Source organism: Salinivibrio sp. MA351, from assembly GCF_001996065.1.
GTDB lineage: Bacteria > Pseudomonadota > Gammaproteobacteria > Enterobacterales > Vibrionaceae > Salinivibrio > Salinivibrio costicola.
Genome location: NZ_MUFG01000003.1, coordinates 144,528 through 167,566, shown reverse-complemented (window position 1 = coordinate 167,566; position 23,039 = coordinate 144,528). Strand labels below are relative to the sequence as shown.

The following is a 23,039-nucleotide window of genomic DNA, read 5'->3' as shown; positions in this document are numbered from 1 at the left end:
ATGAAAACCACGAGCTTATGGGTACTACAAGCTGACGGTATCCTGTTAGCTATCATCAGGCTGGCTTTCATTCAGCGGCTGATTTAGCACGGCTTGAATTGTTAATTGCACTTCTGGTGAGATCAAACCACAGACAAAGTCATTTAAGGCCTGGATGCGCTCAGCATTGGCTTTGGCATCATCGTCTAAATAGCCTTGCTCGCGCAGGGTATCGATAAAGATGGTAAAGACCTGTTTATCGAAAAACTCAGGCGCATTGATACCATGCAAACGGCTGAGTCGTTGCGCTAACATTTGGCTGTGTTTTTCCAAATCGCGCTTATCAATGTGTGGCTGATGGGTGAACAAGGTCAAGGTAATGGCATAGCGCTGCAGGGTTTCGGCAATGGTACGGCCGAGTAATTGTAGCTCGCCGAGCTTGGCATTATTCATGGTGACTTTGTCGCCCTCACAGCACAACAAGGACTGCGCATGCATGGCATGTAAGAGTGCATCAAAGTAGCTGTCGAGTCCGGCATCATCAAAGCTCATAAAGAGTTCTGCTTTGAGCAAGGGATACAACTGCTGCACACAAGCCCGCAAGCCGGATTGACTGATGGTTTGGTGGGTTACCAGGATTTGTGCAATCAGTGATGGCAGTGCCACTAGGTGGATCACATTATTGCGATAGTAAGTCATTAAGATGGCTTGCTGGCGGTCAAGCGAAATGACTTCACCCATGGTGTCTTTCTCGACCACCAGTTTATTTAACGACAACGCATGCTCGACCAATTCTACCGGCGAGGCTTGTGGGACACTGCTACTGGTGGAATATGGGGCCTGAGTCAGTAGGCCTTGATAGACCGCAAGCTGTGCTTCTAAGGCTTCTCGGCTCAGGGCTCGTTGGCGCGAGGCGAGCAGCGCGGTCGCACAGAGGTTCAGCGCATTGGTCGCGGCGGCATCGTTGATATGGGTCATGACCTTGGTCGCTAACTCACCCACCACTGGGTTCATCCAAGCCGGCTTTTGAGGCTCCATTGGATCAATATAATCATGCCAATCTGGCACTTTCTCATTGAGGTGTTGATTGAGCGCAATCGGCTCACCGAAGTTGACATAGCCAAGGCCATAATTGCGCAACTTACGCACGATCCCGATTACCTGACCAAAGCTCTCTTTTTCTTTACGCTGGCCCTGTAGCTCTTTGGCATAAGTGTTCACTTCCATCACATGCTCGTAGCCGATATAGACAGGCACTAAGGTGATAGGACGCTGTTGCCCGCGCAGCATGGCTTGCAAGGTCATCGATAACATCCCCGTTTTGGCCGACAGTAAGCGACCAGTGCGCGAGCGCCCGCCTTCAGCGAAATATTCGACCGAATAACCGCGGGCAAACAACTCGGCCAAGTATTCACGAAAAACGGTGGAATATAAGCGATTGCCTTTAAAACTGCGGCGAATAAAAAAGGCGCCACCGCGACGGAAGAGCGGCCCGGCAGGGAAGAAGTTGAGGTTGACACCCGCGGCAATATGCGGCGGCACTAAGCCTTCTTTATACAGTACGTACGAGAGCAGCAAGTAATCCATGTGCGAGCGATGGCAAGGCACATAGACAATCTCGTGACCATCTTGTGCCAGCTGGCGAACCCGTTCGGCATTGTTAACATGAAGGCCTTGATACAGTTTATTCCAAAGCCAGGTTAGAATGCGGTCGCTGTATCGAATCAAACGATACGAAAAGTTTGCCGCAATCTCTTCCATCATGTCGACGGCTTCTTTACGAACTTTTTCAACTGACACATCACGGCTTTGTGCTTCATCGTGGACGACTTTGTCGATGGCCTTTGACGCCAGTAGGCGTTTGAAGAGCAAAGCACGATTAGGTAAGCGTGGGCCTGAAGCCGCGAGTTTTTGCCGCGAAAAGTGGATCATTGCCACTCGCGCCAGTTTATGGGCGATCGCCTGATCGGTGCCGTGTTTATCCGCCATATAGCGCAAGGATACCGCTTGGCTTAACCGCACCATGCCATCACGGCCACGCGTAAGGATGGTCCAGAATTTTTCTGGCCCATTCATTGCGTGCAGCGTTGCTTGGTGGCGTTGTGTTTCGTTACCCGGATCGCGTTGCCACAACACGGAAGCGGGAACCAGCTGGATATCCAATTCACTATCTTGACGATGTAAGCGCAGCAGATCTTGAAAATGCGCTAAGGAGCGTTTGGGCAAGTCTTGATCCGCGGAAAAGACCTTACGACCGTGACTAATAAAGACATAGCGCGGCAGTGTGGTATCGCCAATAATGAGGGGCTTTAATGGATCCGGTAATCCTTGACGTAAACAGGTTCGCCGTAGCGTTAATAAATCCGAATGAGACTGAAACGGCAACACGTACACAATAGGACGTGCGAGAGACAGGTTTAGCTGCTCGACCGGTTCAGAGGGGATACATTGGGTTTTTACCCAGGCAGAAAGCGGCAAATTCAATAGCTTGTAATAAATCTTTTGCCAGAGCGCCATGATTGTCAGTGCCTCAAATTCAAAATGCACGCCAAGGATAGCAGAAAATGGCTGCGAACTTGCAACCAAAGGCAGAGAATTGACGCGAGATTGCGCGCGTTTGAATCGGCTACCGACAATGAGATCCGCTTCTCGTGTCTATAATTAGTCCTTTTCAAGCCGTATGTTACTGGATATACTCACAGTTAACTGTATAAAAAGACAGGTAAGAGCATGAAGCCGTTAACCGCGAGACAGCAACAAATCTTCGAGCTGATTAAAACCCATATTGAAGACACAGGGATGCCCCCAACACGTGCCGAAATCGCCCGTCAGCTGGGGTTTCGCTCCGCGAACGCTGCCGAAGAGCATTTGAAAGCGTTGGCGCGCAAAGGCGTACTCGAGATTATTCCCGGGGCATCACGCGGTATTCGCTTAATTAGCGAAGAAGAAGTGGTGACGCCTGATGACCAAGGCTTGCCTTTAATTGGCCGTGTCGCGGCGGGTGAGCCCATCTTGGCACAAGAGCATGTTGAGAGCCTCTATCAGGTCGATCCAGCCTTGTTTAAGCCAAGTGCCGACTTTTTACTGCGAGTTAGCGGTATGAGCATGAAAGATATTGGCATTCTCGACGGTGACTTACTGGCGGTGCACAAAACACAAGATGTACATAATGGCCAAGTGGTCGTCGCGCGAGTGGATGACGATGTCACCGTCAAACGGCTAGAGAAGAAAGGGTCGAATGTTGTTCTTCATGCTGAAAACGATGAATTTATGCCGATCTCGGTGGATTTAACTGCACAATCACTGACGATTGAAGGTGTTGCTGTTGGTGTGATTCGCAATACCGACTGGATGTGATTTCCCACGTTGGCGGACATTGATGTCCGCCAATGGAATGCGGTTAAAAAAACATCTTTGCATTTCTCTACATTTAAACGATAATTATTATCATCCCTTGATTATCGTGTGTGGAGGTGTCCGTGCGTACGCAACAGCATTCTGTTCCCAGTAAGCTATTTAAGCCCATGTGGCTGCGCAGTCGTGAGAGCCTGACTGACAATGGCGTGATCTATGACCCCATGGCGGCCGCCGCATGTCAAGGGTGTGTCATGCAGCCCGAATGTGATTGGCACAATCTCGATCAAACCCAGCTTCTTTATGCCACGCTCACTAGCCAGTGTGATGCCATTGTTAAACAGTTTCTTGCTCAGCATCCCACGGCATGGATCATTAATGTTGGTGGTGGGTTAGATACCCGCTTTTATCGACTGGATAACGGCCGTTGTCGTTGGTTAGAAGTCGATGTTGACGAAACCTTGTTATGGCGAGAGCGTTTATTCCACACCAGTGAGCGTTTCCGGATGGTGCAAGGGTCGGTCAAACAGCTTGATTGGCTGGCGCAACTGGCGGTCCCTGCGGGTCATCCGACCATGTTAATTTGCGATCAAGCCTTACTTGAGTGCACCAACCAAGAAATTTCTGCATTTTGCCAGCATATTAGTCGCTATTTTCCGCAAGTTGAGGCCTGTTTAGTCTTAGCGGGAGATAAGTGCCATAGCCGGATCGGCCAGAAACTGGGGTGTGAATCTTATCAACATGGTTTTGCCGATCCGCGTATGGCGATCATTCAAGCCTTGCCCTGGGCCTGTCGGGTTGAAGAACACTCCCCACTTGATAAACCTTGCCCAAGGTGGCGTTTTTGGCAGCGCGCACTGGCGGCGATGCCGCGTTATCGTCTGCGTTTTACCCCGATGGTGTTGCATATTGAGATCTAGCGCGGCGCGGATGCCGCCTTTCGCTTTTCAGTCTGTGCTTAGCCTCACGATCTTTCTTTGTCTATTTTTTGTCCTTTGGGCAAACCTCTCCTAGATTGAATGTAAACAAAACGTTAATTTTTGTGATCGTGTGTATCGCGTTGTTTCCTTAACCTTTGCTTAAGCTGCGTGGGTTTAAGCAAAGGTGCAATGCATTCATGCCTGCGGGCAGGAGGGGGCCGTGTCGAGCTACCATAAACCAATACTGGCATCGGGAATGGCTTTGCTGCCTGGGCAAGTGCAGGCTGCCGAACGTGAAGGGTGGAACCTGACTCAAGGGGTCACGGCCATCAGTCAGCAGGTGTATGACCTGCATATGACGATTTTCTATATTTGCGTGGCGATAGGGGTATTGGTGTTCGGCGTAATGTTTTGGGCCATTATCCGCCATCGTAAATCCAAAGGCGCCAAGCCTGCTTCGTTTCATGAAAGTACCAAGGTAGAAATTGCGTGGACGCTCGTACCGTTTCTCATTTTGGTGGGTATGGCGATCCCCGCCACCCAAGTGCTACTCGATATGGAAGATACCACCAAGCCTGATTTAACCGTTCAAGTGACTGGCTCACAATGGAAGTGGCATTACCGCTACTTTGATCACGATGTTGCCTTTTTCTCCTTGCTTGCCTCTAGCCCTGAACAGATCCGCAACGAAAGACAAAAACGCGATAACTATTTGTTAGAAGTCGACCAACCCTTGGTGTTACCGGTGGGACGCAAGGTGCGCTTTTTGATCACGTCGCAAGATGTGATTCATTCTTGGTGGGTACCGGCCTTCGCGGTGAAAAAGGATGCCAATCCTGGGTTTATCAATGAGGCTTGGACCAAAATCGACAAACCCGGCATTTATCGTGGGCAGTGTGCCGAGCTGTGCGGTAAAGACCACGGTTTTATGCCGATTGTGGTGATCGCCAAGCCGCAAGAAGAATTTGATGCTTGGGTGCAAAAAACCGCACTCACTCAGCAACAAGCTCGCGAAGAAGAGCAACGCTTATTGGGGATGGAGATGCCGATGGATGAACTGATGGCGCTGGGCAAACAAGTGTATGACAGCCGCTGCGGCATGTGCCATCAAAGTGAAGGGCAAGGCATGCCTGGCGTATTCCCAGCGTTAGCGGATGCTGAGATTGCGACGCAACCAAATCGATTGGTTGATCATATCGATATTGTCGTCAACGGCAAAGCCGGCACCGCCATGCAAGCGTTTGGACCGCAATTGTCACTCAAAGAGTTAGCAGCGGTGGTGACGTACGAGCGCAATGCGTGGGGCAATGACACCGGCGAGACGGTACAAGCCGCTCAGGTTAACGCGGTGATGTCGGGCGAAGAGCTTTAGGAGCGCACTATGACAGATACAACGCCAGAATCCGTTCATGACGACCACCACCATAAACCGCGCGGCATCATGCGCTGGGTGCTGACCACTAACCACAAAGACATCGGCTCCATGTATCTGATTTTCAGCTTCACCATGTTTTTGCTGGGTGGCGCGATGGCAATGGTGATCCGTGCGGAATTATTCCAGCCCGGCCTGCAACTGATAGAGCCCAACTTTTTTAATCAAATGACCACGGTTCATGGTTTGATTATGGTGTTTGGCGCGGTCATGCCTGCCTTTACTGGGCTCGCTAACTGGATGGTGCCGATGATGATAGGGGCGCCGGATATGGCGCTGCCACGGATGAATAACTGGAGCTTTTGGATTCTGCCGTTTGCGTTTCTATTGTTGATCGGCTCGTTATTTATGGAAGGTGGCGGCCCCAACTTTGGCTGGACCTTCTACGCGCCACTGTCGACTACCTATAGCCCCGATAGCACCGGCTTATTTGTGTTTGCCCTACATATTATGGGGATCAGCTCCATTATGGGGGCGATCAATGTGATTGTGACAATTATCAATATGCGCGCGCCTGGCATGACCTATATGAAAATGCCGCTGTTTGTCTGGACCTGGCTGATAACCGCCTTTTTGCTGATTGCGGTGATGCCGGTATTAGCGGGAGCAGCGACCATGGTGCTGACCGATAAATACTTTGGCACCAGCTTTTTTGATGCGGCGGGGGGCGGTGATCCGGTTTTGTTCCAGCACATTTTCTGGTTCTTTGGTCACCCAGAAGTTTACATCATGATTTTGCCCAGTTTTGGCATTATCTCGGCCATCGTGCCGGCGTTCTCACGCAAACGGCTATTTGGTTACAGCTCCATGGTGTATGCCACCGCCTCGATTGCAGGATTAAGCTTTCTGGTATGGGCACATCATATGTTCACTACCGGGATGCCGGTGTTTGCCGAGCTGTTTTTCATGTTCTGTACCATGCTGATCTCGGTGCCGACTGGGGTCAAAGTGTTTAACTGGGTGGCGACCATGTGGCGAGGCTCGCTAACGTTTGAAGTGCCAATGCTGTTTGCGATTGCATTTATCGTCTTATTTACCATTGGCGGGTTTTCTGGGCTAATGTTGGCGATCACACCGGCTGATTTTCAGTACCACGACACCTACTTTGTGGTGGCGCACTTTCACTATGTTTTAGTCTCAGGGGCGGTGTTCTCGATCATGGCAGCCGCCTATTACTGGCTGCCTAAATGGACTGGGCATATGTTTAATGAAACCCTGGCACAGTGGCATTTTTGGTGCTCAGTGATTTCCGTCAATATTCTTTTTTTTCCGATGCATTTTCTCGGCCTCGCAGGCATGCCACGCCGGATCCCCGATTATGCCCTGCAGTTTGCCGACGTGAACGCCATTGTCAGCATTGGTGGCTTTGCCTTTGGTCTGTCGCAACTCATCTTTTTAGCCGTCGTCATTAAATGCGCGCGTGGTGGCGAGCCTGCTGCCGCTAAACCTTGGGAGGGGGCCGAAGGTCTGGAGTGGACCGTGCCATCGCCCGCGCCTTACCACACCTTTGAGACACCGCCGGATCTGGAGGAAGCGCGCTATGGTCACTAAATCAACGCGCTCCGCTCGTCGTCTACTGTTGCTCGCCGTGGGTATGTTTGGTTTTGCCTTTGCCTTAGTTCCGCTCTACGACGTGTTTTGCGACGTGACGGGCATTAATGGCAAAACGGATACCGAGGCGGCCGCATCCAGTGCTGGCATTAACCAAGATCGCTTGGTGACCATTGAATTTATTGCCTACATCAATCCGGGGATGCGTTGGACATTTGAGCCCCAAGTCAACCAGATGCAAGTGCACCCTGGTGCGACTCACACGATTAATTATCTTGCAACGAATAACGCACGCTATGACACCATTGGTCAAGCCGTACCCTCGGTCTCACCGGGGATAGCCGCGCAATACTTTAACAAGATTGAATGCTTTTGTTTTAACCGGCAGCCATTGCCACGTGGCGAGGACGCGGCGTTGCCCCTGGTGTTTTATGTGGATCCTGAGCTGCCGGATGACATTAACCATTTAACGCTGGCCTATACGCTGTTTGATGTCACCGCCAGTGCCAAGGAATAAGGAGGCGATCATGGCGACGCCTGAACGTTACTACGTCCCAGCGGCGAGTATATGGCCGATTGTCGGTGCGCTGGCGCTGTTTTTAATTGCGGCAGGGGCCGGTGCCACGGTAGGCGGCTTGTTTGGGGGATACGGCCCTTGGTTGTTGCTTGCGGGCACCGTACTGATTGTGGTGATGCTGACCGGCTGGTTTCGCGATGTGATCCGCGAATCCATGCAAGGCCTCTACTCGGCTCAAATGGACCGTTCTTTTCGCCAAGGAATGAGCTGGTTTATTTTTTCTGAGGTGATGTTTTTTGGTGCCTTCTTTGGTGCGCTCTTTTACGCCCGCTTTATCGCCGTACCTTGGCTAGGCGGGGCCAGCAATAATGCGATGACCGCGGCGGTATTGTGGCCGGATTTTGTTGCCCAGTGGCCACTGACTGTCACACCGGGCGGGATAGAAACCACGGCAATGCCCGCGATGGGGCTGCCCTTGCTTAACACGCTGATCCTCCTGACCTCGTCGGTCACGCTCCATATTGCCCATACTGCGATTGAAAAAAACCAACGCGGACGGCTGAAGGGATTTTTACTGGCGACCGTCTTACTTGGGGCGGTGTTTATGTTCTTTCAAGGCGAAGAGTATGTGCATGCCTATCAAGAAATGAACTTGCGCCTCGATTCAGGCGTGTATGGCAACACCTTCTACTTACTGACGGGCTTCCATGGTTTACACGTGACCTTGGGAACCTTAATGCTCTTGGTTATTTGGTTACGCGTGATGCGTGGACATTTTAGCCCTGAGCATCACTTTGGCTTTCAAGCCAGTGCGTGGTATTGGCACTTTGTGGATGTGGTGTGGCTGTGCTTGTTTGTGTTGGTTTACATTCTTTAACTCAGTATGGGCGCGGATTGGGGGCAACCCAGCCCATGGAGAGCGCAATCAGCAATAACACGAAGACAATCACGGAAAACAGCACCCGGCGACCGAGATAACGGGATAAAGGCACTGAATTATCGCCTTTTAATAACACGGGCAAGGCACGAAAGAGGTTAAACAAAATAAAAACCAGTAAACAAATCAGCATGGCTTTGATCAACATAAGCGCTCCTTCGCGCAATGGGTAAGTATGAAACAAGGACGACGAATGGGATTTCTGATATTGACTGTGGTTGTGGTCTTGCTGCTCGTCAAGTTAAGCCATTGGCAATGGACGCGTGGCGCGCAAAAAGCCCAACATCTGGCACGGTTTGACGCCAACCAAACACCACAATCACTCACAGGCTCGGTGCAAAAAGGGCAATACCTGGTGATCGATGGCCAGTTTCGCCTCGAGTTCGCCGTGTGGCTCGACAATCAGATCCACCAAGGCCGCGTAGGCTATCGCCTTTTTCTTCCTTTTATCCCAAGCCAGCAGCCATCGCAGTGGTGGTTGGTTGAATTGGGCTGGATGGCCGCGCCTGCGCTTCGTGCATTGCCGGACGTTCCCACGTTAGCATCGCGCTATCAGCTGTTCGGATTTGCTGACATACCGTCAAAGCGCGTTGTGCTTAAGCAACAGACGGAAACGCAAATCTGGCCGGTGCGGGTACAACGCATTGATTTACCCACATTGCAGGCACGACTACCCGCGCTAGAGGCGCAGTGGCTGATACGGGCAGAAAAACTGGTGGATGTGACAGCGCCGAGCCGGGATGCCTTGGCGCAAGCAGGGGTGAGGCCGGTGTGGCAGCCAGTGGTGATGCCGCCGACGAAGCACTATGGCTATGCCTTGCAATGGGCACTGATGGCTCTCGCAGTCGGTATCGGTGCGGGCATATGGTGGCACAAAACACAAAGGAAGGAGTGCGAATGAAAGGACGCATGCTTGTCGTGGCATTGATAGGGATCTTTATACTGCCGGTGGTGGTGGCCAAATTAGTGCTCGAGCAAAGTTGGTACCAAAAAGGTGTCACCAATTACGGCCAGTTTCTTGCTGAGCCAGCGACCTTGAATTGGTTACCCGAGCAAGGGCAGTGGCGGTTGATTTATCGGGTGCCAGAACAGTGTGACTTGGTGTGTGAGCAAGCCCTTTTTCAGTTAACGCAAATTCCTATTGCGGTGGGTAAAGAGCGCGATCGCGTCACTAGCGTGGCCCTGACAAGTACTGCACCGAAAGCGCCGGAGGTACTGACATGGCAAACTTTGACGACCGAGCAGGCGCAGGCATGGCAGCAGCAAGCATTTGATAAAAATACTATTTATCTTAGCGATCCGATGAACAATGTGGTGCTGGCCTATCCAGTCAGTGATGATAACACCCAGTGGATTGCGCAAGGTAAAGGCTTATTGCGCGATCTCAAACGGCTTCTCAAGTTGTCTAAGGTGGGCTAATTATGGCAACACGTCGCTACCAACTCGCCGTCTTATCGACACTGATACTGGCCGTGCTGGTGGTTGGGCTGGGCGCGTTTACCCGTTTAACTGAAGCCGGACTTGGCTGCCCTGATTGGCCCGGATGTTATGGCCACTTGGGCGTGCCCGACAGTGGAACTGCGCAATCGGTGGCGATGTTGCGGTTCCCCGACGCGCCCTTGGATGTGACAAAAGCGTGGAATGAAATGCTGCACCGCTATGTCGCAGGCACCTTAGCATTGGCTATTTTTGCGTTGACTTGGATAAGCTGGCGACGCTCCGATTATCGGGCGTTACGGCCGCTGACCACGCTGCTGAGTGTGGTGGTAGTCATGCAAGCGGCGCTCGGGATGTGGACGGTCACCTTAAGCTTAATGCCGGTGGTGGTGATGGCACATTTGCTCGGTGGCTTCACTACGGTGTGTTTGCTGGCTTGGCTTGCGGTGTTGGCAGGGGCAATCAAGCTGCCCGTTATGCAAATATCGCCGCCCGCACGCCGCGTGGGCAGTGTGGCAGTGGTCGCCGTGATCATACAGATAGGATTGGGCGGTTGGACCTCAGCAAATTATGCCGCCACGGTCTGTACGCAGTTACCCATCTGCGAAAGCCCTTGGTGGCAGCTTTTCACCCCCTCGGCGTTTAATCCTATCAGCCCTCACAGCGAGACCTACCAGTTTGGCGTACTGAATCATGCCGAGCGGGTGACCATTCATGCCACGCACCGTCTCGGCGCCATGGTGGTCACTGCCTTGGTGCTGGGCTGGGCATGGGTACTTTGGCATGCTGGCGCGCGCGCCGTTGGGCTTGGGGTGATTGTGGTTCTGGCCGTGCAAATCAGCCTGGGGGTGACCAATGTGGTCGCGCTCTTGCCCTTAAGTGTGGCGGTGGCGCATAACCTCGGTGGATTGTCGCTACTGGCCATATTACTGCTCTCCCGGTTTTTATGTCTTTCACCGTCGGCCCGACAAGGATCTCACCATGGCACAGTATCAACGCACCGCTAATGTATCGACGCCTGCTGGCGCTAATTGGCGTGATTATTACGAGCTCACCAAACCGCGCGTGGTTGCCATGCTGCTTCTCACCGCGCTGGTGGGGATGTGTTTAGCCACGCCCGGCTGGCCACCCTGGTCGGCGGTGCTGGTGGGATTATTTGGCATTGGCGCACAAGCCAGTGCTGCGGCGGTGTTTAATCACGTGATCGATTGGAAAATTGATACCAAAATGCAGCGTACTCGCCATCGTCCCGTTGCTGAAGGCCGTGTCAGTCAAGGCGCCGCTTTGGTGTTTGCGGTGGCACTGATGGTGAGCGGCTTTATTACCTGTTGGTGGCTGAATCCGCTCACCGCGTGGCTGACCTTTGCCAGCCTGGTGGGTTATGCGTTGGTATACACCCAGTGGCTTAAACCCGCGACACCGCAAAACATTGTCATTGGCGGTTTGGCCGGCGCAATGCCGCCACTACTTGGTTGGACGGCGGTGACAGGCGAGGTCCACGCGCATGCGCTGCTGCTGGTGATGATTATATTCACGTGGACGCCGCCCCACTTTTGGGCGCTGGCGATTCATCGGCGCCATGATTATGCCAAAGCCGATGTGCCGATGCTGCCCGTCACCCACGGGGTTCGCTTTACTCAGACCATGGTTTTGCTTTACACCTTATTGCTGGTGGTGGTGGGGATTTTCCCTTGGCTGACCGGGATGAGTGGTTGGCTATATCTGGTGGGCGCGACTGCCCTTAACCTCGCTTTTGTCGGCTATGCTTGGCGACTGAAAACCCAGTCGCAAAAAGGCATCGCGTGGCAGACTTTTAAGTTTTCGATATGGCATATCTTCGCGACCTTTGTGGTGCTGCTTGCCGACCACGCGTTGCGCTATTAAGTGGCGCTATTGGAGGGACTACTTAAGCCCTTTTGCCGACAGTACCGTGGCTTTGTCGGCGACAAACGAGACCTTAATGTGTTTGCCATCACCGCCCCACACGCAATGGGTTAATCCCATGGTGTCATCACATTGGCTTGGCTTGCCAACGTGAGCAACTACCACGTCATAACTCATGCCGACCTCCAACTGATCGTAGTTTTGCTTAGTCACTTTCGAGCAACCGGCGAGAAAGACGACCAAGACACAGGCAAAAAAGACGCGCATAACAATACCTCACTCACTGATGTGATCAAAAAACAGGCCTCATGGCCTGTTTTGCTATTAACGTGGTGGTGTCTATTAGTAGTAAGAGTGATCGCCCCGGGCGTGCTCGGTCACATCGCGCACACCGTGTAGCTCACCACTAAATTCAGCCAATAGCTGCTTTTCAATCCCTTCTTTCAAGGTTACATCCACCATGGAGCAACCGTTACACCCGCCACCAAATTGGAGGATAGCCACCGAATCATCAGTGATTTCAACCAGGTTCACATGGCCGCCATGGCTGGCAAGTTGTGGGTTTACCTGGCTTTGAATCACATAATCGACGCGCTCCATCAAAGGTGCATCATCGGCGACTTTACGCATTTTGGCGTTCGGTGCTTTCAGCGTGAGCTGCGAGCCCATTTTATCGGTGACAAAGTCGATCTCTGCTTCGTCGAGAAAAGGGAGACTCAGTTCGTCGATAAACGCAGAAAAACCGTTGAATTTTATCTCGGTATCACTGCTTTCTACCGCTTCCGGCGGACAGTATGAGACACCGCACTCTGCGTTTGGCGTGCCTGGATTGACAACAAACACGCGAATATGGGTGCCCTCGGGCTGCTGCTCAAGCAACTTCACAAAGTGGCTTTGTGCATTTTCTGAAATATTGACTTCTGACACGACAAATACCTGACTAATCCAGTGTGTTTTATACAGTGTACTCCGGTTTGCTTTGGCTATCACCCCTTGAACCATGTGGCTACTTTATGTGCAGGGGTAGCACGCTTACCGCTAGGGTAGATCGGTACGGGCCAAACAGTAAACATCGATCGTTTTTGCACCGGCTTTGCGCAGTAATCGACATAATTGCGATACCGTTTGTCCGGTGGTGACGACATCGTCGACGACAGCGACATGAGAAGCGGGGAGCGGGCCATGAAGAGCAAAAGCACCACGCAGATTATGTAACCTGTCTTGCCGACTGAGACCTTGTTGTGGCGCGGTATGTCGGGCGCGAGATAAGTACGTATCAACCACCCGAGTATCAAGTTTGTCGGCAAGTGCCCAAGCCAAGTGCAGGCTTTGATTAAACCCTCGTTGCCAACGACGTCGCCAATGCAGCGGCACCGGCAACAGCACCGGTGCGGGGGTGAGAATACGATCACTGAGCTGCTGGGCAAACGGCAACGCCAGCTCGAAGGCTCCTTGGTATTTGAACGCGTGAATTAACTGCGGGAGAGGATCATGATAGCCACTGATAGCAACCAAGCGGTCCCAAGCTAGCGGCTGGCTGAGGCAGGCGCCACATCGCGCTTGTGGTTGTGAAACAGGCAGTCCACAACACTGACAAAGCAAACACTGATGATGGGCATCCCAACACGCATCACAGCACAGAGAGTGATGGGCAGGCAAGGCGAGGTGGCAAACGGGACACTGTAAGGGCAAGAGTTTGCCTCGCCAGTGGGTCAGTACACGTGTAAAGCGCCGTGGCGCAATTGTTGATATCATAAGCGTCCTGAGTAAAAAGCAACCAAGGCAGTGTAAACATGGCGGAATGTGATTGGCAGTCGCACGGGCAAGGACCCGATCTGGTTCTCATTCATGGTTGGGGAATGAACAGCGCGGTGTGGTCATTAATCTTGCCGTACCTAACACCACACTTCCGGGTGCACTGTGTTGATTTACCCGGTTTTGGCTATAGCGCGGCACAACCAGGGCTTAATATCGAAGATCTGGCACAAGTTTTGCTTAAAGAATCACCAGTAGATGCCACTTGGATAGGCTGGTCGTTAGGTGGGTTAGTGGCAACACAAGCCGCGCTTTTATCGCCACAGCGTGTAACTGGATTGGTTACCATCGCCAGCTCACCCAAGTTTGTTGCCGAACCTGGGTGGCGAGGAATTAAACCTGGGGTGCTCAGTGACTTTGCTCGTCAGCTTGAGCGTGACTTTTCGCTGACAGTAGAGCGCTTTATGGCGCTGCAAGCGATGGGATCACCGACCGCGAAAAAAGACGTAAAAGCGCTTAAGCAAGCGGTATTTTCGCGGCCAACACCGGACCCTCGTGCGCTTGCGGATGGCTTAGCCATGTTAGCGGACACGGATTTGCGTCAGGGCTGTGGCGCTATCAAGGTGCCTTGGTTGAGAATGTATGGGCGGTTAGATGGTTTAGTGCCGGTGTCGGTGGCTGATGCGGTATCAACATTGGCTCCGGACTCACACAGTGAGGTCCTGACACACAGTGCTCACGCGCCGTTCGTGACCGAGCCTGAAGCGGTGGTAGACAAGCTAAAAGCCTTTTTAGGCAACAAGTTGCCGGCAACATAGCCAGTGCGGATCATTTTTTTGGTAGAATTGACTCAATCTTGTCACGGTTCTGCCGATAAGTTAACTATGTCACTTGTTTTGGCATAAGGAGAGACCATAATGAACGTAGGTAACGTTGGGCAGTCTCCGGCGTATCATCAAGCGATGAAGTCCAAAACGCCGGCACAGCCGCAGAAAAATGCGGACAAACAAGCTGAGCAGGTGTCCAAAGCCAATACTTTTAAGGATCACGTCGCAAAAGCGAATGGGGTCAAAGAAGGTGATAAACCCGCTTCGCCTCAAGCCGCAAAAAATAATGTTGACGCGAAAGGCGGCGCTGACGTGAAAGACGGCGCCAATGCTGGTGCGGTCGCTAAAGCCCAAGAGGGAAAAGAGCCGGAAGAAACGTCCGCCGTAAAGTCGTTTACCTACGGCGCATTGGGGATGGAGCATCCGGAGAAAGTCCAAGAAAGCGATGATTCATCGTACACTGCGGGTAAATTTGTGTCGGCCTTAGGTACAATAGGTACAATACTCGCGGTTATCGTCTAAACTGATAGAAAGACGACAAGGCCGCACTAACAATTAGGCCTTCAGCTGGTGTGGGAGGTAGCATCAGATGAACATATCGCCAGCCAGCGTCAGTATTCCAACTGTCGCGCCATCGGTGAACCCGCCAACGGAGCAAGTTGCGCGGGACAATCGCTTGCGCGAAAAAATCGTCCCTGCTAAGTCATCTCCCGAGCCCGACAATGGTAAAGCCCCTTCTGATCAAGATAAGCAGCTGGGACGTTCATCCTGGGATCCTGCCCAACATCCCAACTACTCGCTGGACTATCAGCGTGATTCATTAACGCATGCCGACTACGATGGCGCCAATATCGCAGGCCGTATCGATGCCATAGCACGCACGGATCCCAGTGAGCAAGCTCGCCAAGACAATGGCTACACGATGGGCTTAAAAATGCCCGAAGAAGTGTTAGAAAAAATTGAGCAGCTAAAACGGTTTGAGCAAACGCGTGCGGTAGTGGCGATGCGCTACCAGCAGGCAAGCGTGGCGAACATGCCCTCCGAAGTATTGATTGTTATTTAATGCGATCCAGACCTTAAGCCATGTCCTGATTAAGACAACATATAAAAAGCCCCGCCAGTATTGGCGGGGCCATTAGTGTCTAAATATGCCATTTGTTAGGCACTATTAGGTTAGCTCTAGAAACCTTTGACTTTAAGAGCGTTTGATTCCAGAAGCCTTTGACTTTAAGAGCGTTTGGCGCGCGCAAAGGCATCGGCCATGCTCCCTCCTAGGGAAGATGATGATTGCTGTTTGGGCGCCTTGCTTTCGCGCTGCTTAGTCGGCCTCGCTTTCGCGTTCGCTTCCGATACCTCGGGCGTATCATCAAGACGCATCGATAAGCCAATCCGTTTGCGCGCCACGTCCACTTCCATGACTTTAACTTTTACTACATCACCGGCTTTGACCACCTCACGTGGGTCGCTGACAAAGCGCGTCGACAGCGCAGAAATATGGACTAAACCGTCTTGATGAACACCTACGTCGACGAAAGCGCCAAAGTGAGTGACATTGGTCACCACACCTTCGAGCTGCATCCCAGGCTTCAAATCACTGATTTGATTAATGCCATCGGCAAAGGTCGCCGTTTTGAACTCTGGACGCGGATCGCGACCGGGTTTCGCAAGCTCACTCAGCACATCGGCGACAGTGATCGCCCCAAAGGTGTCATTGGCATAATCATTGGCGTTTAAACTTTGCAGTACGCCCCCGTTGCCGATTAATGCATCGACCGCTTTACCCGTCTTTTGGGCGATGTGTTTGACCAGTGGGTAGGTTTCTGGGTGAACGCCGGAGCGGTCGAGCGGATTGGTACCGTCCATGACGCGTAAAAATCCCGCGCACTGTTCATAGGCTTTGGGGCCTAAACGAGGTACTTTCAGCAAGGTTTTACGGTCGTTAAATCGACCATTTTCATCGCGAAAGGCAACAATGTTTTGCGCCATGGTTTGGCTAAGGCCTGCCACCCTGGTGAGCAGCGGCGCAGACGCGATATTGACATCGACCCCTACGGCGTTCACACAATCTTCCACCACCGCATCAAGCTTTTTGGCCAGTTGGTGTTGAGAGACATCATGCTGGTATTGGCCCACCCCAATCGACTTAGGATCAATTTTTACCAGCTCCGCCAAAGGATCTTGCAGACGACGGGCGATTGAGACGGCGCCACGGAGCGACACATCTAAGTCTGGAAACTCGTTAGCCGCTAGCTCAGAGGCTGAGTAAACCGAGGCACCGGCTTCGCTGACCATCACCGTTTGAATGCTTAAATCAGCCTGCTTGAGCAAGGTGGTCACAAAGCTTTCTGTCTCGCGAGAGGCAGTGCCATTGCCCACGGCAATCAAACTCACGTTATGGCTTTTAATAAAGCGGTGCAGCACTTTGCTTGCGCCGTCTATATCATGCCGAGGTGCGGTGGGATAAATGGTGGCGGTATCGAGGAGTTTGCCGGTGCCGTCAACCACGGCGACCTTACAGCCGGTACGCAGGCCTGGATCAATACCTAAGGTGCAGCGAGGACCTGCTGGCGCGGCCATCAATACATCTTTGAGGTTGGCGGCAAACACATCAATGGCATCGTTTTCTGCCCGCTCTTTGAGGTTAGCCATAAACTCAGTTTCTAGGTGCATCAAGATTTTGACCCGCCAGGCAAAGGCTATCACTTGTTGGCGCCAGCGGTCAGCCGGGGCGCTGCCCAAAGAAAGCTGATAATGCTGAGCGATCATGGTCTCGCACACGCTTTGCTTGCTTGCTGGATCTTGATCCGGATCGGCAATCAATGCCAGCTGTAATACGCCTTCGTTGCGGCCGCGCAACATGGCCAGCGCGCGGTGAGAAGGCACTTTGGCAATCGACTCTTGGTGATCAAAGTAGTCTTTAAACTTGGCACCGGCGTCTTCCTGACCAGCAACCACGGTGGCGCGCAGCACCGCATATTGCTTCAGGTATTGGCGTAGCGTTTCAAGCAGGCTGGCATCTTCGGCAAGACGCTCCATCATGATCGCGCGGGCACCATCCAGCGCCGCTTTGGTATCGGCCACGCCTTTATCAGGGGCCACAAATGGTGCGGCGGTGGTCTCAGGTGTTTGGGACGGATCGCGCCATAGTGTATCAGCAAGAGGCTCCAGCCCTGCTTCGATGGCAATCTGCCCTTTGGTCCGGCGTTTCGGTTTATAGGGAAGGTATAAATCTTCCAGTCGGTTTTTGCTCTCTGCGGCGACAATATCGCGGCGCAGCCCCTCGGTCAGCTTGCCTTGTTCGTCAATCGATTTGAGGATGGTGTCACGACGAGCGTCCAATTCGCGCAGATAGACCAAACGGGTCTCAAGGGTGCGTAACTGCGAATCGTCTAAACCTTGCGTGGCTTCTTTACGGTAGCGGGCGATAAAAGGGACAGTGTTTCCGTCGTCCAGCAGTGTCACCGCGGTGTTGACCTGGCCAGGCGCGACATTAAGCTCTTGGGCCAGGGTTTGGATAATCGATGTGTGCATGTGTTTCCTTTTCGTTCCCATCAAAGTCATCAAGATGAGTGATGCTCAGACTGAATCATTGCCTGGCTTGGGATAGGTGATAGTATTGATAAACCACTGTTTTTCGCCTTCCGGCGTTGACACCACGACGTCATCGTCGACCGCTTTTTTCAATAACGCGCGCGCCATGGGGGCATCAATCGAAATGTAGTCTTTGCGCTCATAAATTTCATCGGGACCGACAATGCGAAATTGCTTGGTGTCGCCGGCCTCGTTTTCAATCTCGACCCAGGCGCCAAAAAACACTCGGCCCTCTTGCTCGGGCGCATAATCGACAATGGTTAAGTCGTTCAGCCGCTTGCGCAGATAGCGGACACGGCGGTCGATTTGCCGCAACAGCCGTTTATTATAGGTGTAGTCCGCGTTTTCTGAACGATCCCCTAAACTGGCGGCCCAGCTGACAATTTTGGTCACTTCTGGACGTCGCTCGTGCCACAGGTAATCGTGCTCGGTTTTGAGCGCATTAAACCCTTCACGGGTCACCAATTTGGTTTTCACGTTACCTCTCCTTTCACTAGCCAACTGGCGTCGTGCGATATAACCTTGTTCAGGAAAGTACAAGAAGCGAGTGAGCTTGTCGAGGCAACACTCGGTAACAATTTACCGTACAGTTCTGTGCGGACAAACACTCGGCCTGGCGCACAACTGTGGCAAAATTCAATCAGATGACGGTAATAGCTGCTTGATGATTAGGCAGCGAACAGCATTGAGGGCGAAGCATGCAAGAGAACTATAAAATTCTAGTCGTGGATGATGATATGCGTCTGCGTTCACTGCTAGAGCGCTACCTGACCGAGCAAGGGTTTCAGGTACGAAGTGTCGCCAATGCCGAACAAATGGATCGATTATTGGCGCGTGAAGCCTTTAATCTTATGGTGCTTGATTTAATGCTCCCTGGGGAAGATGGCCTGTCGATATGCCGCCGCTTGCGCCAAGCCAATAATCAATTGCCCATTTTAATGCTGACGGCGAAAGGGGATGAAATTGACCGAATTGTCGGTTTGGAGGTCGGAGCCGACGATTACTTACCTAAGCCGTTTAACCCACGAGAATTACTGGCTCGGGTGCGTGCGGTTTTACGCCGTCAAACAATAGAAGCGCCTGGCGCGCCGAGTGCTGACTCCACCACGGTCACCTTTGGTGAGTTTCGTCTTAATTTGGGCACGCGTGAGATGTTTCGTAATGACGAACCGATGACACTCACCTCGGGGGAATTTGCAGTGCTCAAAGCCTTAGTGACCAATGCGCGTGAGCCGCTTTCTCGGGACAAACTCATGAACATGGCGCGTGGCCGCGAGTACTCAGCGATGGAGCGTTCGATTGATGTACAAATCTCCCGTTTACGCCGTATGGTCGAGGAGGATCCAAGCAAACCGCGTTATATCCAAACGGTGTGGGGACTCGGCTACGTGTTTGTGCCTGATGGTGAGGTGTAGCGATGCGGATGTCACCGCGGACGAGCTTCGCGCGAACCTTATTGATTTTGGCTGGCTTATTAATTGCCAGCCAAGTTTTTTCTTACCTGACCATTGTTAATTATGCGTTGCTGCCGAGCTTGCAGCAGTTCAATAAGATTTTAGCCTTTGAAGTCCGCTTGATGCTGGAAGAAGACTGGTATCTGAAAGATGGTGAAGTCCTTCATCTGGGTGAGCCGGTGCGCCGACAATTGCTGGAACAAATTGGGGTAACCCTCCATGCGCCAAGCAGTGAGCGCGCAAGCGCGTTCCAAGATGCGATGGAGATTGACTACTTAAGCGAACATATTAGCGAAGAGCTCGGAACAAAGACCCAAGTGCGCCTGGTCAGTGGCGAAGAAAGCTATGTGTTATGGCTGAAGTTTGAGGCCATTGATGATTTTTTAATGCGGATCCCCTTATCGGAGCTGCATCAAGATGACTTTGCGCCGCTGTTTCAATATAGCTTGGTGATTGCGTTGTTGGTGATTGCCGGCGGCTGGTTGTTTATTAAGATGCAAAACCGACCCCTGGTTGCGTTGGAGCGGGCCGCGCTCGATGTCGCCGATGGTCGCTTTCCTGATCCCGTCCCACCCCGGGGGGCGTCAGAAATTCAGGCGGTGACCGTGGCCTTTAATAAAATGTCAGCAGGGATACGTAAACTCGAAGAAGATCGCGCCTTGTTAATGGCGGGCGTCAGCCATGATTTACGCACGCCACTCACGCGCATTCGACTGGCGACTGAAATGATGTCATCCGACGATGCGTATTTGGCCGATAGCATCACCGAAGACACGGAAGAGTGTAATGAGATCATTAATCAATTCATGGATTATTTACGCGCGGTGCAACAGCAAGATCCGGATCCCGTTGATTTATCCACCATCTGTCGCGATGTAGCCAACCATCAGCAGTCAATGGGCGTTGATATTGTCTTGGACTTAGAATCGCTGCACGGTGATTTATATGCCAACTCGGTGGCGCTAAAACGGGCGGTTACCAACCTCGTGGTTAATGCGGTGCGTTATGGCAATGGCTGGGTAAGGCTGCGGTGTGGTAGCAATGCCGACCATACGTATCAATGGGTGGAAGTGGAAGATAATGGCTCGGGCATTGATGCGAGTCTCGAAAATACCTTGTTCCAGCCGTTTACTCGCGGCGATACGGCGCGGGGTAGCGAAGGAACAGGGCTAGGGCTTGCAATCGTGAAACGGATTGTTGAACAGCTTCATGGCGATATTCGTTTATCATCTCGGACCGAAGGCGGGCTGCGGATCCAAATGACGTTCCCGGTCGGTAAATAGGCCGCGTTAAGCGGCCATTAGGCGTTGGAATAGTGGGTTTTATGTCCCAACCAGCGGCGAATGATGGCCTGTGCATGTTTGGGGTAGTGCTGGTGCAAATGACTGGCCAGCTTTTGTACCTCGGGGATCAGCGCTTGGTCGCGGACTAAATCGGCAATTTTAAACTCAGCCAAACCGGTCTGGCGGGTGCCCAATAACTCGCCTGGCCCACGGATATCGAGATCGCGTTGAGCAATGACAAAGCCGTCATTGCTGTCTCGCAGTACGCCCAAGCGCTGAGTGGCTGTTGTCGACAAAGGGGCATGATAAAGCAGCACACAATGGCTGGCGACGGATCCACGACCGACACGGCCACGTAGCTGGTGGAGTTGTGCCAGCCCGAGTCGTTCAGGGTTTTCGATAATCATTAGGCTGGCGTTAGGGACATCGACGCCCACTTCAATGACAGTGGTTGCCACCAATAACTGCACCTCGCCTTGCTTAAAGGCATCCATTACTGCGTGTTTTTCCGCCGCTTTCATTCGGCCATGAACCAGGCCAATGGTCAGATTCGGTAACGCTTCTTTGAGTGCCGTAGTCGTATCTTCAGCGGCTTGCGCCTCTAAAGCGTCAGACTCTTCAATTAATGTGCATACCCAATAGGCTTGCCGACCATCACTGCAGGCGGCGTTGACCCGGGCAATAATGTCATCACGGCGCGTGTCCGGCACCGCAACGGTTTGAATCGGCGTGCGTCCTGGTGGCAATTCATCAATCACCGAGGTTTCTAAGTCGGCATAGGCGGTCATCGCCAAGGTGCGTGGAATAGGCGTAGCGGTCATGATCAACTGATGTGGATGCGCGCCCTGTTGCTCGCCTTTTTCACGCAAGGCAAGCCGTTGGTGGACACCAAACCGGTGTTGCTCGTCGATGATCACCAACGCCAAGCTTTTAAATTGGACACTGGCTTGAAATAACGCATGAGTACCGACCACCATTTGCGCCTCGCCGTCGGCGATGTGTGCCAAGGTTTGTGTCCGTGCCTTGCCTTTTAATTTGCCGGCAAGCCAGCCGACTTGGATACCTAGCGGCTCTAGCCATTGGGCAAAATTGGTGGCGTGTTGCTCGGCCAATAGCTCGGTCGGTGCCATTAACGCAACCTGATGGCCTTGCTCGATAGCTTGTAAGGCGGCGAGTACGGCGACCAAGGTTTTACCGGCGCCGACATCACCTTGGACTAAGCGCATCATCGGGAATGGTTTGGCTAAATCGGCACTGATCTCGCTAACCACTCGTGATTGTGCCCCTGTGGGAGAGAAGGGCAAATTGTCTAACAGGCGTTGTCCGAGCGAGTGACTCGGGGCGAGGGCGACCCCTTTCACTTGCTGTGCGTGATGACGAACTGACAGCATCGACAGGTGCTGGGCAAGGAGCTCTTCAATGATTAAGCGTCGCTGGGCGGGATGTTGGCCCGTTAATAAATCATCCAGTACCGTCTCTGGCGGAGGGCGGTGCAATAGGTGTAAGGCGTCACGCAAAGACAGCTGTCGATCGTACAAGCCTTCAGGGAGTAATTCTTCGACACCGCTTTTATCTAATAAAGCCAGCGCTTGGTCGGTGAGCTGACGTAGCGTCGCTTGGCGCAGCCCTTCGGTGGTCGGGTAGACCGGCGTCAGCGTTTCTTCCATCACCAACTCGGAGGGCTCGGAAAAGACTTGATACTCGGGGTGAATGATTTCTAGCCCGTGTTTGCCCCGTTTAAGTTCGCCATAGGCTTTCACCTGTTTGCCAACCGCCAAGCTATTTTTCATCGCGGCATTAAAATTGAAAAAGCGTAGCGTTAACGCGCCGCTGCCATCTTGCACCCGAACCGTGAGCATCCGGCGGCGGCCAAACACGGTGTCATTATGGGTGATTTCACCTTCGATGGTGGCATGCTGGCCAGGCAATAGACTGGCAACTGGCCACACTCGGGTGCGATCTTCATAGCGATACGGCAGATGAAACAACACGTCCTGCACCGTATGCAGGCCGATTTTAGCCAGCTTTTCAGCCATTTTACTGCCGACACCCTTAAAGGTATCGACGGTTACTGCGCTAAGCATGGAAGATTGCATCCGTTTCTTTATCCGTCAGGTT

23 protein-coding genes are annotated in these 23,039 nt (G+C 52.5%); 15 read left to right on the top strand and 8 right to left on the bottom strand.

The genetic code is table 11. From position 1 onward, the window contains the following. Positions 1-45: 45 nt before the first annotated feature. Positions 46-2,496, bottom strand: a complete 2,451-nt coding sequence (plsB, locus tag BZG78_RS03285; RefSeq protein WP_077660381.1) for a glycerol-3-phosphate 1-O-acyltransferase PlsB — start codon at positions 2,494-2,496, stop codon at positions 46-48. 213 nt (positions 2,497-2,709) lie between these two features. On the opposite strand from plsB, the gene lexA reads away from it, so the two are divergent. The 6 genes from lexA to BZG78_RS03255 all read left to right on the top strand — a co-directional run bounded on the left by lexA (position 2,710) and on the right by BZG78_RS03255 (position 8,630). Beyond that, positions 2,710-3,336, top strand: coding sequence for a transcriptional repressor LexA (gene lexA / locus BZG78_RS03280; RefSeq protein WP_025744361.1), 627 nt, complete (start codon positions 2,710-2,712; stop codon positions 3,334-3,336). A gap of 122 nt (positions 3,337-3,458) precedes the next feature. Next, positions 3,459-4,253: a class I SAM-dependent methyltransferase gene (locus tag BZG78_RS03275; RefSeq protein WP_025744362.1), complete on the top strand. Its 795-nt coding sequence runs from the start codon at positions 3,459-3,461 to the stop codon at positions 4,251-4,253. A gap of 256 nt (positions 4,254-4,509) precedes the next feature. Then, positions 4,510-5,625, top strand: a complete 1,116-nt coding sequence (gene coxB, locus BZG78_RS03270; RefSeq protein ID WP_077576375.1) for a cytochrome c oxidase subunit II — start codon at positions 4,510-4,512, stop codon at positions 5,623-5,625. Positions 5,626-5,634: 9 nt separating this feature from the next. Beyond that, positions 5,635-7,236, top strand: a complete 1,602-nt coding sequence (gene ctaD / locus BZG78_RS03265) for a cytochrome c oxidase subunit I (protein ID WP_077461472.1) — start codon at positions 5,635-5,637, stop codon at positions 7,234-7,236. Next, entirely contained in the window at positions 7,226-7,753 is a 528-nt protein-coding gene (locus BZG78_RS03260) for a cytochrome c oxidase assembly protein (protein WP_077646476.1), read from the top strand. Before ctaD ends, BZG78_RS03260 begins: the two co-directional genes overlap by 11 nt. Positions 7,754-7,763: 10 nt before the next feature. Continuing rightward, a complete protein-coding gene (locus BZG78_RS03255; protein WP_242412975.1) occupies positions 7,764-8,630 on the top strand; it encodes a cytochrome c oxidase subunit 3 in 867 nt (288 codons plus the stop codon). 1 nt (position 8,631) lies between these two features. Here BZG78_RS03255 and BZG78_RS03250 read toward each other — a convergent pair whose 3' ends face one another. Next, positions 8,632-8,838, bottom strand: coding sequence for a DUF2909 domain-containing protein (locus BZG78_RS03250; RefSeq protein ID WP_077660379.1), 207 nt, complete (start codon positions 8,836-8,838; stop codon positions 8,632-8,634). 45 nt (positions 8,839-8,883) lie between these two features. Between BZG78_RS03250 and BZG78_RS03245 the strand changes: the two genes are divergently transcribed. Genes BZG78_RS03245 through cyoE form a run of 4 tightly spaced genes read left to right on the top strand, consistent with a single transcriptional unit; the run spans position 8,884 to position 12,011 of the window. Further along, positions 8,884-9,591, top strand: a complete 708-nt coding sequence (locus BZG78_RS03245; RefSeq protein ID WP_158011780.1) for an SURF1 family protein — start codon at positions 8,884-8,886, stop codon at positions 9,589-9,591. Further along, entirely contained in the window at positions 9,588-10,109 is a 522-nt protein-coding gene (locus tag BZG78_RS03240) for a hypothetical protein (protein ID WP_077660377.1), read from the top strand. The genes BZG78_RS03245 and BZG78_RS03240 overlap by 4 nt, the downstream gene beginning before the upstream one ends. A gap of 2 nt (positions 10,110-10,111) precedes the next feature. Further along, a complete protein-coding gene (locus BZG78_RS03235; protein ID WP_077660376.1) occupies positions 10,112-11,134 on the top strand; it encodes a COX15/CtaA family protein in 1,023 nt (340 codons plus the stop codon). Next, positions 11,109-12,011: a heme o synthase gene (cyoE, locus tag BZG78_RS03230; RefSeq protein WP_077461479.1), complete on the top strand. Its 903-nt coding sequence runs from the start codon at positions 11,109-11,111 to the stop codon at positions 12,009-12,011. The genes BZG78_RS03235 and cyoE overlap by 26 nt, the downstream gene beginning before the upstream one ends. A gap of 18 nt (positions 12,012-12,029) precedes the next feature. Here the strand turns inward: cyoE and BZG78_RS03225 are convergent, their stop codons facing one another. The 3 genes from BZG78_RS03225 to BZG78_RS03215 form a co-directional block, all read right to left on the bottom strand. After that, the gene (locus BZG78_RS03225; protein ID WP_077461480.1) at positions 12,030-12,278 is read right to left on the bottom strand and encodes a DUF3862 domain-containing protein; all 249 of its coding nucleotides are present in this window, start codon (positions 12,276-12,278) and stop codon (positions 12,030-12,032) included. Between the two features lie 75 nt (positions 12,279-12,353). Then, on the bottom strand, positions 12,354-12,938 hold the full coding sequence (nfuA, locus tag BZG78_RS03220) for a Fe-S biogenesis protein NfuA (protein WP_077660413.1): 585 nt from the start codon (positions 12,936-12,938) through the stop codon (positions 12,354-12,356). 111 nt (positions 12,939-13,049) lie between these two features. Beyond that, positions 13,050-13,766 carry a phosphoribosyltransferase family protein gene (locus tag BZG78_RS03215; RefSeq protein WP_077660375.1) on the bottom strand — a complete coding sequence of 239 codons (717 nt, stop codon included), beginning with the start codon at positions 13,764-13,766 and terminating at the stop codon, positions 13,050-13,052. Positions 13,767-13,804: 38 nt separating this feature from the next. On the opposite strand from BZG78_RS03215, the gene bioH reads away from it, so the two are divergent. The 3 genes from bioH (at position 13,805) to BZG78_RS03200 (ending at position 15,656) form a co-directional block, all read left to right on the top strand. Then, on the top strand, positions 13,805-14,584 hold the full coding sequence (gene bioH, locus BZG78_RS03210) for a pimeloyl-ACP methyl ester esterase BioH (protein WP_077660374.1): 780 nt from the start codon (positions 13,805-13,807) through the stop codon (positions 14,582-14,584). A 99-nt stretch (positions 14,585-14,683) separates the two neighbouring features. After that, positions 14,684-15,115 (top strand): hypothetical protein, encoded by a 432-nt coding sequence (locus tag BZG78_RS03205; protein WP_077660373.1) that lies wholly within the window; start codon positions 14,684-14,686, stop codon positions 15,113-15,115. Between the two features lie 67 nt (positions 15,116-15,182). Beyond that, the gene (locus tag BZG78_RS03200; RefSeq protein ID WP_025744367.1) at positions 15,183-15,656 is read left to right on the top strand and encodes a hypothetical protein; all 474 of its coding nucleotides are present in this window, start codon (positions 15,183-15,185) and stop codon (positions 15,654-15,656) included. Positions 15,657-15,820: 164 nt separating this feature from the next. On the opposite strand, the gene BZG78_RS03195 is transcribed toward BZG78_RS03200, so the two are convergent. Beyond that, a complete protein-coding gene (locus tag BZG78_RS03195; protein ID WP_077660372.1) occupies positions 15,821-18,124 on the bottom strand; it encodes a Tex family protein in 2,304 nt (767 codons plus the stop codon). Positions 18,125-18,169: 45 nt separating this feature from the next. After that, on the bottom strand, positions 18,170-18,661 hold the full coding sequence (gene greB / locus BZG78_RS03190; protein ID WP_077660371.1) for a transcription elongation factor GreB: 492 nt from the start codon (positions 18,659-18,661) through the stop codon (positions 18,170-18,172). A 221-nt stretch (positions 18,662-18,882) separates the two neighbouring features. Between greB and ompR the strand changes: the two genes are divergently transcribed. Next, entirely contained in the window at positions 18,883-19,599 is a 717-nt protein-coding gene (ompR, locus tag BZG78_RS03185; RefSeq protein WP_077461486.1) for a two-component system response regulator OmpR, read from the top strand. A 2-nt stretch (positions 19,600-19,601) separates the two neighbouring features. Further along, positions 19,602-20,921 (top strand): two-component system sensor histidine kinase EnvZ, encoded by a 1,320-nt coding sequence (envZ, locus tag BZG78_RS03180; protein WP_077660370.1) that lies wholly within the window; start codon positions 19,602-19,604, stop codon positions 20,919-20,921. A gap of 17 nt (positions 20,922-20,938) precedes the next feature. Here envZ and recG read toward each other — a convergent pair whose 3' ends face one another. Beyond that, positions 20,939-23,017 (bottom strand): ATP-dependent DNA helicase RecG, encoded by a 2,079-nt coding sequence (recG, locus tag BZG78_RS03175; protein WP_077660369.1) that lies wholly within the window; start codon positions 23,015-23,017, stop codon positions 20,939-20,941. Between the last annotated feature and the right edge of the window lie 22 nt (positions 23,018-23,039).

Bases quoted from the DNA above. Each gene is read 5' to 3' on its own strand.
- BZG78_RS03240 (WP_077660377.1), top strand. From the start codon at position 9,588: ATGAAAGGACGCATGCTTGTCGTGGCATTGATAGGGATCTTTATACTG.
- BZG78_RS03245 (WP_158011780.1), top strand. From the start codon at position 8,884: ATGGGATTTCTGATATTGACTGTGGTTGTGGTCTTGCTGCTCGTCAAG.
- BZG78_RS03250 (WP_077660379.1), bottom strand. From the start codon at position 8,838: ATGTTGATCAAAGCCATGCTGATTTGTTTACTGGTTTTTATTTTGTTT.
- BZG78_RS03225 (WP_077461480.1), bottom strand. From the start codon at position 12,278: ATGCGCGTCTTTTTTGCCTGTGTCTTGGTCGTCTTTCTCGCCGGTTGC.
- envZ (WP_077660370.1), top strand. From the start codon at position 19,602: ATGCGGATGTCACCGCGGACGAGCTTCGCGCGAACCTTATTGATTTTG.
- BZG78_RS03255 (WP_242412975.1), top strand. From the start codon at position 7,764: ATGGCGACGCCTGAACGTTACTACGTCCCAGCGGCGAGTATATGGCCG.
- BZG78_RS03205 (WP_077660373.1), top strand. From the start codon at position 14,684: ATGAACGTAGGTAACGTTGGGCAGTCTCCGGCGTATCATCAAGCGATG.
- coxB (WP_077576375.1), top strand. From the start codon at position 4,510: ATGGCTTTGCTGCCTGGGCAAGTGCAGGCTGCCGAACGTGAAGGGTGG.
- lexA (WP_025744361.1), top strand. From the start codon at position 2,710: ATGAAGCCGTTAACCGCGAGACAGCAACAAATCTTCGAGCTGATTAAA.
- BZG78_RS03235 (WP_077660376.1), top strand. From the start codon at position 10,112: ATGGCAACACGTCGCTACCAACTCGCCGTCTTATCGACACTGATACTG.
- ctaD (WP_077461472.1), top strand. From the start codon at position 5,635: ATGACAGATACAACGCCAGAATCCGTTCATGACGACCACCACCATAAA.
- BZG78_RS03200 (WP_025744367.1), top strand. From the start codon at position 15,183: ATGAACATATCGCCAGCCAGCGTCAGTATTCCAACTGTCGCGCCATCG.
- cyoE (WP_077461479.1), top strand. From the start codon at position 11,109: ATGGCACAGTATCAACGCACCGCTAATGTATCGACGCCTGCTGGCGCT.
- recG (WP_077660369.1), bottom strand. From the start codon at position 23,017: ATGCAATCTTCCATGCTTAGCGCAGTAACCGTCGATACCTTTAAGGGT.
- bioH (WP_077660374.1), top strand. From the start codon at position 13,805: ATGGCGGAATGTGATTGGCAGTCGCACGGGCAAGGACCCGATCTGGTT.
- BZG78_RS03195 (WP_077660372.1), bottom strand. From the start codon at position 18,124: ATGCACACATCGATTATCCAAACCCTGGCCCAAGAGCTTAATGTCGCG.
- ompR (WP_077461486.1), top strand. From the start codon at position 18,883: ATGCAAGAGAACTATAAAATTCTAGTCGTGGATGATGATATGCGTCTG.
- BZG78_RS03215 (WP_077660375.1), bottom strand. From the start codon at position 13,766: ATGATATCAACAATTGCGCCACGGCGCTTTACACGTGTACTGACCCAC.
- plsB (WP_077660381.1), bottom strand. From the start codon at position 2,496: ATGGCGCTCTGGCAAAAGATTTATTACAAGCTATTGAATTTGCCGCTT.
- BZG78_RS03260 (WP_077646476.1), top strand. From the start codon at position 7,226: ATGGTCACTAAATCAACGCGCTCCGCTCGTCGTCTACTGTTGCTCGCC.